The organism is Thalassoglobus sp. JC818, assembly GCF_040717535.1.
Classification (GTDB): Bacteria; Planctomycetota; Planctomycetia; order Planctomycetales; family Planctomycetaceae; genus Thalassoglobus.
The window spans coordinates 724,993-740,326 of record NZ_JBFEFI010000001.1 but is presented as its reverse complement, the minus strand read 5'-3'; the positions used below and the strand labels follow the sequence as shown (position 1 = coordinate 740,326).

The following is a 15,334-nucleotide window of genomic DNA, read 5'->3' as shown; positions in this document are numbered from 1 at the left end:
TCGATGATCGGTGAAACTATTCTTACAGACTTCCGGGATCTTCCTGGTCTTCCGGGTAATCCAGACGAACCAGCAGCCAGTTTTCGACGTCTCCCGGTCCGTAGTGAACGAGCACTGGAGCTTCGTCTTGAGTCAGATTGTAGAGACCCGTTTCAACAACGATGTTCTCGCTCTCCCCAACTCGGACAGCCACGCGCTGTGTCTCTTCGTCGACTCGTCCCTGAATGGTGAATGCCTGATCGGTCTGGTTGTTGTAGAGCGTTCCGCTAACGACTCCATCTCGATTGATCGCCAGTTGGCAAACACGAATTGGATTCGCATCGTCCTCAGCAGTGGAAACTGCAAACGTTCCCAGCGGCATCCACTCCGATTCAGCAGCTTGTTCTTCAGACGGTGGAGCTTCGACTGTTGCAAGTTGCATTGCTGACTGAGCGAACTCGTCCGCTGAAGCGATTTGCTCCCCGTTGATGTAAACAGTGCTGTTGTCGTAATAGACGTTGCCGCCCTGTCCGTAGTCGTAGTAAACGGGTTGTGACCAGGTCGTTGCTGGAGCCTGCCAATTAAACCAACTCGTCAAGCTGGCGAAAGTCGGCACGCCCCACCAGTAATTGGCCGGGTACGAGCCGAGGCTGTAGCCATAGTGCCAACCACCCCAGTTGTATGAGTGCCTGGACCACCATGTGTTGTCGAACCAATGATCGTGATAGTTGTGGTGCCACCAGTTGTTCCGGACACCATTTCCCCAATTGTTCCAACGCGCAGCCCGTGCTGGGTATCGCGTGTTCCAGTTGTAGATGCCCCCGATCTGGTTACTCCAGCGGTTGTTGATGTTGACGATCTGGTTGTTGTTGATGTTCACCCAGGTCGGACGATTGTTGATAATGTTGTTGTTGCCCCAGTGGACATTTCCGAAGTCGATTCCTCCACCCGGTCGCCCTGGTCGATTTGGATAACCGGGACGATCTGGACGTCCTGGCCGATTTGGGAAGCGGTCATCGTCTCCCCCTCCGCCGGGACGTGGTGGACGAGGTCGGTCACCGCCATCACCGGGTCGCGGCGGGCGTGGTCGGTTGTTATCAGGATCGACAGGTAGAATGCTGGGGCGGTCTTCCCCGCCTCCGGGTCTTGGTGGTCGATTGTCTCCATCCCCGCCTCCGCCAGGTCGTGGGGGTCGCGGTCGATCTCCTCCATCACCTGGATTGCCTGGGAGGATTGTCGGACGGTCTCCTCCGTCGCCCGGTCGTGGAGGTCTGTTGCCTCCCTGTCCTGGTGGACGATTATCGCCGGGGCGACTGGGTAGGATCGTTGGTCGATCGCCGCCGGGGCGTGGCGGCTGATTTCCTCCAGGACGAGATGGAAGAGAAACATTCGGACGGTCTCCTCCAGGTCGCGTGAAGCCGGGCTGTGTGCCGGGACGGACGGGTCGGTCCAGATCGAGAAAGTCTCCAATCCCTCCGGGAGTCGGTCTCGTGCCGGGCCTGCTGCCACTGCCGGGACGGCTCGGTTGAGTCGGACGAGTCCCGCTTCCTGGTCGGCTTCCACTGCCGGGTCGACTTCCACTTCCAGGACGATCGGCTAAATCGATTCCGGGACGAGTTGAAGGTCGGCTGCCGCTTCCTCCGCCAATACTTGGAAAGCTGGGACGGGTCGATGGTCGGCTGCCAGACCCGGGACGAGAAATGTCGGGCCGGTTTCCGCTTCCGATATTCCCGAAGCTCGGGCGGCTGGATCCTGGTCTCGTGCTCGGTGTTGAGGGTCGAGTCGATGGTTTTAATCCACCACTCGGTCGACTTGGAATTGATGGCCGACTTGGACTTGGTCGCGAAGCTGTCGGACGGTCAAGCGACGGTCGTGATCCCGATCCCGACCCAAAACTTGGACGTGACGGGCTGGGTCTGGACGGACTTGGGCGAGATGGGCTGGGCCGACTTGGGCTCGGTCGGCTGACTGATGGTCGACTGATACTCGGACGACTTCCTCCACCGCTGGGGCGACTGATGTTCGGGCGGCTTCCGCCACCGCCGCCTCCGAGTTTTGGAGTGCTGGGCCGAGAGGATGGTCGTGATCCACCGCCGCCGAGACGACTCGATCCGCCTCCGCCACGAGAGCCTCCACCACTGGGGCGACTGCTTCCTCCGCGGCTTCCGCCACCTCCACCACCGCGAATTCCGATTGCCAACAGTTCGGACGTGGAGAATGTCAGCATCACTAAAGCTGCAATTGCAGCCATTGATTTCTTATTCAATAACATGCTGAACGCTCCTTAGTTCGATTCGTCAGTATCGCCGGGTTCATCAGATTCAACAGACTCTTCGGCAGGAGCATCCACTCCAGCATCTTCAACGCGGAACATCGTGACAACATCCGAGGCAGGTTGAGGTTCCCCTTCAACTTCCTGGCCAATCACTTGAACGGAGACGGTGTTCTCATCGACGGGGGTCAAGACATAAGTGCCCGCAGCAGCATTTCCATTGGGGAGTGTCTGGCTCGATCGGATGAGCCACTTTTCTCCATTCTTCGACCAGATTCCATCTCCGAAAGAACCGTCTGAATTGAATGTCCAGGATCGGATTTCACGGCTGCGAGGATCCCAACCAATAATTTGCGTTCCTTCTTGGGTGACTCCTTCATCGTCAATCATGAAATAAGAACGAATCAGGAATGCGTTCGATGGAGACCAGCGGACGTTGGACTCGACTGAGGCATTTTCGCCTTCATCCACCCAGCGACCAACAAACCAGTCGAGTTCCGCCAAGGCATCCATCGGTGATTCCGGTGCTGGCACTGGCATTTCGGCGATGGTGTCGATCAACCACTTGCCGTCCTGCTGAACGAGGATGGCTGTGAAGCTTGATTCGGTCGGAGGAAGTCCCGGAATGACAGCGGCTGTGACTCCTTCAGCATGCGCAACGAGATCGCTGATCATTCGCACGCGTGAAGTGCTTCCACTGAGTTGAAGTCCGGGGTTTTCTTCGAAAAGAACTTTGAGGTCTTCAATAATCGAAGCTCGCCCGGTCAGTTGTTCGCCCGTCTCCCGATTGACGTATTCAGCGTCTTCTGTCCAGAATTGCCCAACCTTCTCAACATCTTGCTCGTTGAAAGCAATGACGTATGACTTCAGCGACTCGCGGACAGCAGCTTCGTCGGCGACTGCGACGGGTCCCAGCATCGTCGCACCGAAAGCTGCAATGATCGCGCAGCAGGACGATCGAAATTTGCACCACATGGGCTTTCTCCGGATAGGCATCATTGTCGTCGAGACATGAATGATCGATGTCGAAAAGTGATCCGAAAGAGATCACAAACACATCACTGGGTTGAAGAAACAGGAAAACTCAACTGAGACAGCGCGAATTCCATGGCTGCCCGTTTGATCTCGGATTGTGCTGTTATTAGCGCAATCCAAGATGAGAGCACTCCTTGCCCTGTTGCGTCTGTAGTCTGCTCCCGTCCAAAGCGAATTGCAATCGTCCAGAGAGATTTTCTTCGGTGCCCATTCGTCGATTCACATTGCTTTCATCCGCTCACATTGGAGGGTTCGAGCAAGAAGCGATCGACGACAAAGACGAAGTTTGAACAACTCGAGAATTGTTATCGGAAATCCAGAAAATTCCGTGCACCAGAGAGAAGAGGTGCGGTCAGAGTTCAGCGCAAAGAAAAGCACTCAGTCCATTTCTGAACCGAGTGCTTAAATGCTTCAACGAGGTGTTCATCAAGAGAAGCAATTTGTTCCGAAAGGTGTTGGTCCTCAGGATTGCTGAGCCAAACGACGGCGTCGTTTCAGAGTCTGCGATCCAGCCAAACCACCGATTGCCATCACGAACAATGATGCAGTCGCAGGTTCTGGAACAGTCAGATTTGGTAACTTACCTGTAACAACGATTTTGTCAAATTTCCGTCCGTCAGACCCGTGCGGATAGTTGTCGTACTGCTGAAATTTAATCTGCAGGTTTCCACTCAGGTTGAGCAAGCTTGACCCGACAGAGTTTGCGAAGTCAGTCAAGTTGACGTCGTAGGTCTTCCAGGTTCCGTTCCATTGATCGAAGTTGACAATCGGAAACCAGTTGATTCCGTTGCTGCTGATCGAAACGCCGTCAGCATTCTTTGATCCTGTGAACATCTGCGTACCGATGGGGTTTTCTTCGTCGTACGAGTCGTAATGTTTGAACGACAGTTTCACGTCCGTCAAGGACAGCAGATTGACGGTCACGATTGCTTCGTTCAATGAATAAATGCTGTTTCCACGGCTGTCGTCGAGGACCAGTACGCCTCCTCGTGTTCCACCCCAGTCATAAATTCTTGACCGACCTTCATTCGTCGAATTGAACGACCATTCCGGTCCAAGTTTTGAGTCAGCATCAACGTACCTTTGACTGCCATTCAGGCCGTTGAAATTCTGTGAGTAGGCCTCGATCTCCAAGCCGGCGTTCGCAGTCCCAGTGCTGATCCCGGCACCAATGATTGCGGCTGCAAGTAAAGCTCTTGTGAGTGACAACGTAACATCTCCATTTCGTCAAAAGTTGATCAACAGAAGTTCCTGCTCCAGCCGTGCACTCATCCCGAGTTTTGAAGCACACGTTTTGGCGAGAGTTTTTGAGGGAGGAGTCACTCTCCACCAACTCTGAAGCACGACGTTAGGTGAGCCGCAGACCCTTCACAAAGACTTTCCCTTAAGGGAAAACCCTAAGTCACTGATCAAGTTGCTGCAGTCTATGAAATCGGGATAACCGCTACGTTCCCAACCCTTTTCCGATCGTGGACTGCTAAATCAGTAGGTAAATGCCTGCATTTCGGGCGAGAGTTCGGGCAAACTACTCAATCGTTGAATTTGACACAACCGTTGCATATTACCGGTTTTACCAATCTGTGTTGCACAAGAGAGACGCGTTGTTGCCGGGAAACTCTGCGGCCTGAGAAAAAACTTGACAATTCCAGAATGCAAACGGTGGCGTTTTCCAGATTTCAGAGCAGACCCCTGGAAAGTGGCTGTCGAATCGTTGCAGAACAGGCAGAACTTCACCATCGCTTGATGTTCAGGAGGTGTGCGTCAGATTCGAAATTGCGTCTTGCAGTTGCGAAAAACGAGGAGACTCAATTGGAAGAGAGGTGCGATTCCACTAGAACTCTCCTACTGATTTCGTTGGTTTCGAAATCCCATCAACATGAGTCGCACCATGTCTTTGAAGTGAGACAAGTCACTCTGCAATGAGGAACTGTTTGATGCTGCAGAAGGATGCTGCACCACAAGACCCGAGATCGATCGATCCCGCTCACCAATACAAGACAGCTGATTATTCAAGTGATGTCCCAGTGCCGACGGGCTGGGCTGCGATCGATTGGAATCACGCGGGACCGTACATTCTCCTGCATTTGCTCTGCTTTTCCGTCTTCTGGGTCGGAGTCAGTCCCATCGCGGTGATTGTTTTCTTCCTCACGCTTTACATGCGCGTGTTCGCTCTGACTGGTTTTTATCATCGCTACTTCTCACACAAGGCCTTTCAAACTTCCCGGGTTGTTCAGTTCATCGGGGGCGTGGTCGGCTGCATGGCGGCACAGCGTGGACCGCTCTGGTGGGCTTCGCATCATCGGCATCATCATCGCCGATCAGATCAGCCTGCCGATGTGCATTCGCCACGCCATCATGGTTTCTGGTGGAGTCACATGTGGTGGTTTCTGACTCCGGAAAACTCAGAGACCGACGAAAGAGTGATCAAGGACTGGCTGAAGTTTCCAGAACTCCGCTGGCTTGAGCGGTATCACATGCTGCCAGCATTGGCGTTGACCTTCGCGATGTTTGGTCTCGGTGCCGCCCTGCAGAAGTGGGCACCATCGATGAATACCGGACCCTGGCAGATGCTGGTCTGGGGATTCCTGCTCTCAACGATTGCCCTGTATCACATCACCTACTTCGTCAATTCGCTGGCCCACGTTCTGGGAACGCAACGCTTCAGCACTGGTGATGACAGTCGCAACAATTGGCTGATTGCACTCGTCACTTTCGGTGAAGGCTGGCACAACAACCATCATTACTACCAAGGCTCCGCCCGGCAGGGTTTCTACTGGTGGGAGATCGATATCACCTACCTGATTCTCAAGTGCCTCGAGAAACTCGGTCTCGTCTGGAAACTCAAACCGGTTCCCGCTGAGATCCTCGAAGAGGGACGCGTTGCAAAACCCCCAAGCTTGACGTGAAGCAGTTTTCTCTTCAGCAAGGATGCACTCACGTCGAGTCGAAATTCATCTTCAACAGATGATCGTGTGATTTATCCAAGTCGCTTGCGTTGTCGGTTTCGTATCTGCATGATTCCAGATCGACATTTGCTTATTGATAGATCGGATAAAAAATCATGCGTTCCTCGATCATGTGCTTCGCTCTTCTGGCGTCTCTCATAGTTCTTCCGGACTCACTCTCGGCTCAACAGCCGAACATTCTTTGGCTGACTGCTGAAGACATTGGTCCGCATCTCGGATGTTATGGAGACGACTACGCTGACACTCCTCATCTCGATGAGTTTGCCAATCGCAGCTTGACCTATCTCAATGCTTGGTCGACAGCACCTGTCTGTGCACCGGCTCGAACGACTCTCATCTCCGGGATGTATCCTCCGAGCACTGGATCGGAGCACATGAGAAGCCTGACGAAGCTTCCAGAGAACTTTCACATGTATCCTGTCTACATGCGGAATGCGGGATACTTCTGCATCAATCCTGACAAAGAAGACTACAACCTCGACAAGGTCGGAAAAGTCTGGGACGAAGCGGACAAAAAAGATCCGTATGCGAAACTGAAAGCAAACCAGCCCTTCATGGCTGTCTTCAACCAGACGAACACACACGAAAGCAAGATTCGAACACGACCGCATGAGAAAGTACACGATCCCGCTGGTGTTCGCGTTCCGGCGTATCACCCCGATACACCAGAAGTCCGACAGGATTGGGCTCAGTACTACGACAACATCACGAAAATGGACAAATGGTTCGGTGATCAGCTTGCCGAACTCGAACGCCAGGGTCTCGCCGACGACACGATCGTCTTTTTCTACGGAGACCACGGTTCCGGGATGCCTCGAAACAAACGCTGGCCTTACAATTCCGGGCTTCGCGTTCCACTGATCATTCATGTCCCGGAGAAGTTTCGGGGCCTCGCACCGACCGACTACATGGCCGGCGGCAAGTCTGACCAACTCGTCGGTTTCATCGATTTTGCTCAGACCATCATCAGCCTCGCTGGAGCACAACCTCCAGAACACATGCAGGGCCATGCGTTCATGGGAGCCTTCGCCGATCCTCCTCAGGAATATGCCTTCGGATTCCGTGGGCGAATGGATGAGCGATACGACATGGTCCGCACCGTCCGCAACAAGCGATACATTTACCTGCGGCACTACATGCCCCACAAGGTTTACGGACAGTACATCGATTACATGTTCGTAACGCCAACGACTCGCAAGTGGAAAGAACTCTACGATGCTGGAGAACTGACCGCGGCGCAAAGCCTCTTCTGGCAGACAAAGCCTTACGAAGAACTTTACGATCTCGAAGCGGATCCCGATGAAGTCAACAATCTGGCTGAGTCAGCCGAGCACGCAGGAGTCCTCGCGGAACTGCGAAAAGCTCACGAGGACTGGGTCTTCGATGTCAAAGACGTCGGTTTTCTCCCGGAAGACGAACTGCACAACGCGTGGCCAAATCTCACTCCTTACGAGATCGGGCATGCGGGACCGGAAGTCTTCCCCATCAAACGAATTCAGGCAGTCGCAGCATCGGCAGCTTCACAAGATCTGCAAGAGATCCCCTTCCTCGTCGACATGCTTAAAGACGACACGTCGGCGGTCCGCTACTGGGCAGCCATGGGGTTATTGATTCGCGAATCAACCGGCGTCTCATCCGCCCAGAAACTCCTTCGACGCATGGCAAAACAAGACCCCTCCCCCAGCGTCCGAGTGATCGCTGCCGAAGGTCTCGGTCGATATGGAGACGAGCAAGACGTAAAGATCGCGCTGAACACTCTCATCGAGTGTGCCAATGCCGAAAACCACGGAGCATACGTCGCAATGCTCGCTCTCAATTCCATCGACTTCCTCGACGACCGCGCAGCTCCGATCAAAACTAAAATCGAAAGCCTCCCGAAAAAAGGAGACTGGACCCCCACGCGCGGAAACTCCTACGTCCAAAACCTGATCAAAAAGACCCTCGCGGACTTAGACAACTAAGACGATCTTCGATTTCAACCTTTAAGATCACGGACACTTGAGGGTTGATCATTCGGGCTATTTTAGGAAGTTCGACAGGGAACAGTTTTTAGATATCTGTACAGCAACAAAGACCTCTCGGGAGATTCTCGAGAGGTCTTTTTCTTTGGTCTTCGTGTTTTGAAGATACCTGACGCTCAGGTTTTGGCCGACCCTTTCCGATGTCGCAAGCACACGCAAAATGGTTGAGGTTCTTTACACTTCAATAATCTTATTCTAGGCCAGCCAGAACTCTGCAGATCGCAATTCTGGAGAAAATGCTCCTCTCTTGACCACTTGTTGCGGTCCATGAATTCAACGCTTGACGAGATGACCTACGCGATATTACAAGTTGAATACCAAGGTTTCGACTTGGCTGCCGTGTTGAGTTTATCCGCATTGCTTCACTTTGAGAGATGTCAATGTGTTCGGTCGGTCGTCGGAGATTTTGCGAAATTCCTTTCGCCACTTCTCGATGACGCATTTCTGGTGCGTTTCAACTTTGGAGAATTCTGTATGGAAAAGACTATCCCAATCGAAGGTCCATTCACCACCGGGATCAAGAGCTGGAAGAATGGGCGGTATGTTGCGGTCAGTGAAAAGTATTCTGTGCTTTTAGCAAAAAGCCTCCAGTACTCGGTGCGAGAGAAATTCACCTTTATCCCTGTGGACCAATCTTTGGGGATCTACGCGATTAAAGCAGAATGCAATGGGAAATATGTCTCGCTGGGCCAGAAGGATGTACTATCATCTACAAGCACCAATGTTGGAGATGGGGAGAAATTCAAGCTCCACTTTAGCGATCTTCAAACTCTAGCTCTTCAGTCTCTCAAGAATAATCAGTGGGTCTGTGTAGACGACGAGATTAGAGTCACATACGGGAGCAATCCCCAACTTACGGTCACATTTAGAGAAGTACTCGCAGCAAACAGACCCGGAATCGGCTTGTGGGAAGAATTTAACTTCGCACCCGGAATTCCGTTCTGAGAAGATAACGCTTAGCCCAATCGTTGTCGAAAGGCGTTCTATTTCTTGTTGTAGACTCAACAGAATTCGAGTGCTTCGAGCATTGATCCTCTATCTCTTCCAAATCGCAGCGGAGCGGATGACGAATTCGGATTCCCAGCTTCCGAAGAAGAGTTGGGGTTCGTCGACTTTCCAGAATTGTTTGCGGACTTCTAAGGTGGAAGGATCACCGGTCCAGTCGACGAGAATTGTGTCGTTGCAGGTGACGTGAATGGAGTCGGGAGTGACGTTGATCACGATATCTGACGGGTCGAGGCTGAGGAAGGAGCCGGTGACTGCGTCTGAGCGTTGGTCGAGTGATGCTCCGGAGATTGTTCCGAGTCCTGAGATGTTGCCGCCAAATCCGTCGATCACTAGAAGTCCCATTGAGTCACCGATCGGGAGACCGACGTTAAACGATTCGTTTCCAAATGCACGTTGAACACTGAGGCGCATCTCGTAAGACTCGGGGGCTTCAATCGGGATTGAGAGAATTGCTGCCTGAGTCTGAGGAGGGCTAACGACTCCACCTTCGAAATCGATCCAGTCGCCGACTGAGGAGTCAGTGAGAACGTTAATGAGCTTCAAAAGGTCTGTTTCGCCTTCGGGTAAGACCTTGGTTTCGGCGACGTCTGAAGCAGGTTGCTTGTAGGAAATGGACTCGAAGAAACTCTTCGCTCGCGGAGCGCTTTGCGGTGTCCAGGTTGCTTCCAGAATCAGCAGGCTCCCTTCAATCAAAAGTAAGCGAGCCCGGGCTTCGAGGTTGTTGGCACCTGAGACCAGGATGTCTCGGTAGGGAAACGCGTTCCAATCTCCCTGTTCGTCCGAGACGACTTGTTGATTGGTGAGGTCACTGTTGGCGAGCAGCGAACTGGCAGGCGAATGCATCATAACTGCTTCGAGAGGAGAACCGCCCTGCCCTTGAAAACTGAGAGTCCCGTAGGAGAGAAGAAGTCGGTCGGGTGCATTTTGCGTTCCGTAAGAAAACAGGTGCGTCACAGAAAACAGGTTGACGTCACCTTTCGGTGTGATTTGTCGACCATTGAAGTCTTGAGGAATCGCGAATGAAACGCCGGAGGGAAGATGAATCTCGCGAACGGTTTCTCCAGAAAGATTCTTATTTCGAACTTCTGTGATCTGGTTGTGTAGCTGGGCTTGCTGAAATCCGTCCAACAGCTTGGAACCCATCGTCCAGAGTAACCCGCCACCAATTGCAAGTCCCGCTACAGCGATCAGGACCCAGCGAAGCTGTCCCTTCTGCGAGCGTTTTCGTTTGCGGGAGCGTTTCTTGCGTGCTGTGTCCGACATCAGCTCTGTTCCTTTGACCATGTTCGAAAGGTGCGTCTGCACTCGATGCGCTTATGAGTGCTCAACTTGCTCAAGCGCACCGGCCAAGCATGTTTCTATCGATACTTAGTCGTGATTGGTCTTTATGGCTGCGGCATCCCGAATTCAGACGGGGAAACTTCGAGTTGAGCAATTTTGGCGAACTGATTGGCGAATTGGAAACGTTTTTCATGAGTTGTCATACACCTGTTCGAAGCTCTCCAAGTGGAGGCATCACGGAACAGATCGGTCCTCATGTATTGAAAGTCCTTGCACAAGCAGTCAAAATTGATCAATCCTGCCTGATTCATCATTCCGCCACCGAGCGAGAAGAAGACGTTGCCCGAATGAAGTCATAGACCGAGCGACGACGTCTCGCCAAGTGTGAGTGAGTGTTTCTCACAATTCACGTTCCAGCCGAAAAAGGAAATCTCGAATGACTCTTCATCACCAGACAACTCGTCGTCAATTCCTGCAAGGGACAGCGGCTGCGACAGCCGGATTGCTCGTCCCGTTTGCAAGCCGCTCGTTTGCTTACCAGTCGCCGAATGAACGTCCAGTCTTTGCGACAATCGGTCTTCGCAACCAGGGTTGGACGATCACGAGCAAGTCATTCAAGTTCGCCGATTTCGCGGCCTTTGCGGATGTCGATGCGAACGTGCTTGGTGACAACATTGAGAAAGCTTCGAAACATCAGTCGAAGAAACCAGACGGCTACAAAGACTATCGCAAGATTCTCGATCGCGACGATATCGATGCTGTCATGATCGCGACTCCGGACCATTGGCATACGAAGATTGCTGTAGAAGCGATGCTCGCCGGGAAAGATGTTTATTGCGAGAAACCGCTGACTCTCACAATCGACGAAGGAAAATTGATCGAGAAAATCGTTGATCAGACCGGGCGCGTTTTCCAGGTGGGAACGATGCAGCGAACCGAGTCAGAACAACGCTTCCTGCAGGCGGTTGCGCTCATCAACCATGGTCGCATTGGAACCGTGAAGAAAGTGACATGCGGTATCAACGGGATGGAAGCATCTCCGGTCATTCCAAAGGTCAAAACTCCTGATGGGCTTGACTATGATTTCTGGTTGGGGCCAGCACCAAAAGTCGACTATCGCGCGCTGCCAGAAATGCGCGAAGGTTACGGCGGAGGAGTTCCGCTCTTCAGCAATTGCCACTATTCATTCCGAAACTGGCATGAGTATTCCGGAGGCAAGCTGACCGACTGGGGTGCTCACCATGTTGATATTGCCTGCTGGGCAATCGGTGCCAGCGAGACCGGGCCGAGTCGCGTGACCCCACTCAACTACACGTTGCCCGTTGAATACAAAGAGGGAAATCCTGTCGTTGATGATCAATACAATGCAGCGACCCAGTTCAACATTCAAGTCGATATGCCGAATGACATCGAGATGATCATCACCAGCGAAGGCGACAATGGAATTCTCTTCGAAGGCACGAAAGGTCGATTCTTCGTTAACCGAGGCAAAATCACCGGTAAGCCTGTCGAAGACCTCGAATCGAATCCACTTCCAGGCGGAGCGATTGAAGAAGTATACGGCGGCCCGGTCAGCGAGAATCATACCGCCAACTTCATCGATGCGATGAACTCGCGAAAACAGCCGATCTCCGATGTGTGGTCGCACAACCGCATGCTTGAGATCTGTCATCTTTCCAATATCGCAATGCGATTGGGACGGGCAGTTAATTGGGATCCAGAGAAACGAGAGATCGTCGGCGATTCCCAAGCCAACACATTCCTCTCCCGAGAATACCGAAAGGGTTTTGAGATCGACATGTAAGTTGAGAACCAGCGAGCAATCCCGAAACGGAATCGCTCGCTCTGAAACTTCTTGCGTCCAATCAGGGGCCATTACCTGTTTGAGGTGATGGTCTCTGTTTTGGATTTTATGGGTGCGTTCACCAACTATTCTAAAAATCTGCCCAGCGACAAGACGTGCTCCTCGACTGAGTCGCCAAATATGAGTGATAAAGTCATGTTCTGGGATGCTTAACGAAGGAAGACCTTCGGGAATGAATCGTACTGGTGCTATCAAAAGCGTTGCGCTCCTGATTCTCTGCTCTCTCACAACGATGACAAGAGCAGAAGAAACTCAGCCGAAGGTGCAGGAGCAGCCCACTGCCGAGCAAATTCGATTCTTCGAAAACAAAATTCGACCACTTCTGGCAAACCATTGCTACGACTGTCATAGTGAGGAGACACAGGAAGGCGGGCTGCGACTGGATAATCTCACAGGCATGCTGCAAGGCGGAAACGCGGGGCCGGTAATGGTCGCAGGCAAACCGGATCGCAGCTTGATCATCAATGCGATCAGCTATCGAGACAGTGATCTTCGCATGCCTCCCGATGAGAGGCTGACAGACCAGCAGATCAAAGACTTGACTCATTGGATCGAGTTAGGTTCGCCGCATCCCGAAACTGGTCAGGTCGAACAGGTTCGACCGACTTCAACAATCGATCTGGAAGCGGGCCGCCAACACTGGGCTTTTCAACCGATTGTTTTGCCGGAAGTGCCAGACGTTGGGTTATCAATCGATGGTAAGGCTGCGACTCATCCAATCGATGCGTTCGTGATCGCGGATTTGAACAGTCAAGGGCTCAATCCCCTGCCCCGGGCAGACAAAAGATCGCTCATTCGACGAGCGACGTTTGATCTGGTCGGACTTCCTCCGACTGTCGAAGAGATCCAAGCGTTCGTGGAAGATGATTCGCCTGATGCTTTCAACAAGGTTGTCGAACGCTTACTGAATTCGCCGCACTATGGCGAACGCTGGGGGCGGCACTGGCTGGATGTCGCACGCTATGCCGATTCCAATGGGCTCGATGAAAATGCTGCCCACGGAAATGCGTGGCGGTATCGTGACTATGTTGTCCAGTCTTTCAATGAAGATAAGCCGTACGACGAATTCCTCGTGGAGCAACTCGCTGGAGACTTGCTGGTTCCTGATCGGGAACCGACAACCGGACACGAGCAATTAATTGCCACCGGTTATCTCGTCATCGGTCCCAAGGTTCTGGCTGAGGTCGATGAAAGCAAGATGGAGATGGACATCGTCGATGAACAGGTCGACACGATCGGTCGCGGTTTGATGGGACTCACACTCGGCTGTGCCCGGTGCCATACTCACAAGTTTGATCCGATCGAACATGCGGACTATTACGCTCTGGCCGGGATCTTCAAAAGCACCAAAACGATGGAGACATTCAAGCTCATCGCCCGGTGGAACGAAGTTGCAATCCCGAATGCAGAAGAGTTGTCGCATCAGCAAGCCCATGAGCAAACCGTTGCTGAGAAGAACGAAGAAATTGCTCAGCGCATTGATGCTGCCAAGCGTGAAGTCATCGACAAGCGAGCTGCTGCGAAGTCTGAGTCACAAGAATCGGTCGATGAAAATTCGGAGCCTAAAGCTGTTGAAGAAAAAGAGTTCTCTGAGGCAGCTGCTTCAGATCTGAAGAGACTCCGGGAGGAGTTGAAGAAGCTCGAAGAGTCTGCTCCTGAAATTCCATCGGCAATGGCGGTCGCAGAAGGAACCGTTGAGGACACCTCGATCCATATTCGCGGAAGTCATCTCACGCTTGGAGAGGACGTTCGGCGAGGATTTCCTCGGGTTCTTGTCGGCGATCATCAACCGTCAATTCCGGAAGATCGAAGTGGTCGTCTAGAATTCGCTCGCTGGCTCACCTCGCGCGAGAATCCACTCACTGCGCGTGTAATGGTGAATCGCATCTGGCGATGGCATTTCGGAAAAGGGATCGTTGCGACTATCGATAACTTTGGGATACAGGGGGAACCTCCGACTCATCCCAAGCTTCTGGACTGGTTGGCAGCGCGTTTCATCGATGATGAATGGTCGATGAAAGAAATGCATCGTCACATCATGCTCTCAGAGACATATCAACGAGCGAGCCATCCGAGTCAGCTTCCCGACAGCGAAAACCGAACTGAAGCACTTAGAGATTGGGCAACGCTGATCAAGAAAGATCCCGGGAACAGAAGCTACGGTCGGTTTGATGTCCGACGGATGGAAGCGGAAGCTGTTCGTGATGCGATTCTGGCGACGAGCGGAGAACTCGATCGCACAATCGGGGGGCCCGTCATCACGACACCAAACAGGGAACTTGTCTTCAACCACACATCTCAGGATGCGACCGCGTATGAGAGCAAACGGAGATCGCTCTATATCCCAATCATCCGTAATCATCTGTACGACATGTTTCAGCTCTTCGATTACAGCGACGCCAGTGTGCTCAACGGTGATCGAGATTCGAGCACAACTTCACCGCAAGCTTTGTTCTTGATGAACTCTCCATTCATGAATGAGATGGCGGAATCGATGGCCGCGCGAATTCTGAGTCGCGATTTGACGACGAATCAACGAATCACTCGCCTGTTCGAAGAAGCTTATGGGCGACTCCCTACAGAAGCGGAGTTGCGAGAAGTTTCTCACTTCCTCAAGGCATTCGAATTGAACAACTCTGAAGATGGCGCAGGGATGGAGGTCTCATTGCTCGACGATGACACAGGTGCGCCTGAAGCGGAAAGTGTCACCGAACCTGACAACACAAAGAGTGCTCAACTGCGCGCCTGGCGAGCACTTTGCCAGTCGATCCTGGCTTCGAGCGAGTTCCTTTACATTCGTTAGCGTGAGTATTTCATGCGATCGATTTGACTGAATCCGTTTAGCTCGCATTCCAATCACTTACCAGTTGGCAATCCTCGAATCACGAATTGTGAAACCAGTAGAGAG

Annotated in this window: 11 protein-coding genes; 6 read left to right on the top strand and 5 right to left on the bottom strand. The window is 52.5% G+C overall.

Annotated features, from left to right (window positions below):
- Positions 1 to 22 precede the first annotated feature (22 nt).
- Together AB1L42_RS02580 and AB1L42_RS02575 are read right to left on the bottom strand one after the other, a co-directional pair.
- Positions 23 to 859, bottom strand: coding sequence for a hypothetical protein (locus AB1L42_RS02580; protein WP_367050854.1), 837 nt, complete (start codon positions 857 to 859; stop codon positions 23 to 25).
- Positions 856 to 1,368 (bottom strand): hypothetical protein, encoded by a 513-nt coding sequence (locus AB1L42_RS02575; protein WP_367050852.1) that lies wholly within the window; start codon positions 1,366 to 1,368, stop codon positions 856 to 858. Before AB1L42_RS02575 ends, AB1L42_RS02580 begins: the two co-directional genes overlap by 4 nt.
- 311 nt (positions 1,369 to 1,679) lie before the next feature.
- Here AB1L42_RS02575 and AB1L42_RS02570 point away from each other — a divergent pair, with 311 nt between their 5' ends.
- Complete coding sequence (locus AB1L42_RS02570) at positions 1,680 to 2,267, top strand: hypothetical protein (RefSeq protein ID WP_367050850.1); 588 nt, start codon at positions 1,680 to 1,682, stop codon at positions 2,265 to 2,267.
- Here the strand turns inward: AB1L42_RS02570 and AB1L42_RS02565 are convergent.
- Positions 2,264 to 3,226 carry a nuclear transport factor 2 family protein gene (locus tag AB1L42_RS02565; protein ID WP_367050848.1) on the bottom strand — a complete coding sequence of 321 codons (963 nt, stop codon included), beginning with the start codon at positions 3,224 to 3,226 and terminating at the stop codon, positions 2,264 to 2,266. The two genes, AB1L42_RS02570 and AB1L42_RS02565, sit on opposite strands and share 4 nt — an antisense overlap.
- A 522-nt stretch (positions 3,227 to 3,748) precedes the next feature.
- A complete protein-coding gene (locus tag AB1L42_RS02560; RefSeq protein WP_367050846.1) occupies positions 3,749 to 4,495 on the bottom strand; it encodes a PEP-CTERM sorting domain-containing protein in 747 nt (248 codons plus the stop codon).
- Between the two features lie 725 nt (positions 4,496 to 5,220).
- Here AB1L42_RS02560 and AB1L42_RS02555 point away from each other — a divergent pair.
- The 3 genes from AB1L42_RS02555 to AB1L42_RS02545 all read left to right on the top strand — a co-directional run bounded on the left by AB1L42_RS02555 (position 5,221) and on the right by AB1L42_RS02545 (position 9,218).
- Positions 5,221 to 6,192 (top strand): acyl-CoA desaturase, encoded by a 972-nt coding sequence (locus AB1L42_RS02555; protein ID WP_367050844.1) that lies wholly within the window; start codon positions 5,221 to 5,223, stop codon positions 6,190 to 6,192.
- Between the two features lie 155 nt (positions 6,193 to 6,347).
- The gene (locus tag AB1L42_RS02550; protein ID WP_367050841.1) at positions 6,348 to 8,213 is read left to right on the top strand and encodes a sulfatase-like hydrolase/transferase; all 1,866 of its coding nucleotides are present in this window, start codon (positions 6,348 to 6,350) and stop codon (positions 8,211 to 8,213) included.
- Positions 8,214 to 8,540: 327 nt separating this feature from the next.
- Complete coding sequence (locus AB1L42_RS02545; RefSeq protein WP_367050839.1) at positions 8,541 to 9,218, top strand: hypothetical protein; 678 nt, start codon at positions 8,541 to 8,543, stop codon at positions 9,216 to 9,218.
- A 90-nt stretch (positions 9,219 to 9,308) separates the two neighbouring features.
- Here the strand turns inward: AB1L42_RS02545 and AB1L42_RS02540 are convergent, their stop codons facing one another.
- On the bottom strand, positions 9,309 to 10,544 hold the full coding sequence (locus AB1L42_RS02540) for a hypothetical protein (RefSeq protein WP_367050837.1): 1,236 nt from the start codon (positions 10,542 to 10,544) through the stop codon (positions 9,309 to 9,311).
- A 454-nt stretch (positions 10,545 to 10,998) separates the two neighbouring features.
- Between AB1L42_RS02540 and AB1L42_RS02535 the strand changes: the two genes are divergently transcribed.
- Both AB1L42_RS02535 and AB1L42_RS02530 read left to right on the top strand, forming a co-directional pair.
- Positions 10,999 to 12,366 carry a Gfo/Idh/MocA family oxidoreductase gene (locus tag AB1L42_RS02535; protein WP_367050835.1) on the top strand — a complete coding sequence of 456 codons (1,368 nt, stop codon included), beginning with the start codon at positions 10,999 to 11,001 and terminating at the stop codon, positions 12,364 to 12,366.
- Positions 12,367 to 12,598: 232 nt separating this feature from the next.
- Entirely contained in the window at positions 12,599 to 15,229 is a 2,631-nt protein-coding gene (locus AB1L42_RS02530; protein WP_367050833.1) for a DUF1553 domain-containing protein, read from the top strand.
- Positions 15,230 to 15,334: the final 105 nt, after the last annotated feature.

What these genes read in the sequence shown, in the direction of transcription:
- AB1L42_RS02565 (WP_367050848.1), bottom strand. Translation starts at nt 3,226, where the DNA reads ATGTGGTGCAAATTTCGATCGTCCTGCTGCGCGATCATTGCAGCTTTC.
- AB1L42_RS02575 (WP_367050852.1), bottom strand. Translation starts at nt 1,368, where the DNA reads ATGTTTCTCTTCCATCTCGTCCTGGAGGAAATCAGCCGCCACGCCCCG.
- AB1L42_RS02555 (WP_367050844.1), top strand. Translation starts at nt 5,221, where the DNA reads ATGCTGCAGAAGGATGCTGCACCACAAGACCCGAGATCGATCGATCCC.
- AB1L42_RS02535 (WP_367050835.1), top strand. Translation starts at nt 10,999, where the DNA reads ATGACTCTTCATCACCAGACAACTCGTCGTCAATTCCTGCAAGGGACA.
- AB1L42_RS02550 (WP_367050841.1), top strand. Translation starts at nt 6,348, where the DNA reads ATGCGTTCCTCGATCATGTGCTTCGCTCTTCTGGCGTCTCTCATAGTT.
- AB1L42_RS02540 (WP_367050837.1), bottom strand. Translation starts at nt 10,544, where the DNA reads ATGTCGGACACAGCACGCAAGAAACGCTCCCGCAAACGAAAACGCTCG.
- AB1L42_RS02570 (WP_367050850.1), top strand. Translation starts at nt 1,680, where the DNA reads ATGTCGGGCCGGTTTCCGCTTCCGATATTCCCGAAGCTCGGGCGGCTG.
- AB1L42_RS02530 (WP_367050833.1), top strand. Translation starts at nt 12,599, where the DNA reads ATGAATCGTACTGGTGCTATCAAAAGCGTTGCGCTCCTGATTCTCTGC.
- AB1L42_RS02545 (WP_367050839.1), top strand. Translation starts at nt 8,541, where the DNA reads ATGAATTCAACGCTTGACGAGATGACCTACGCGATATTACAAGTTGAA.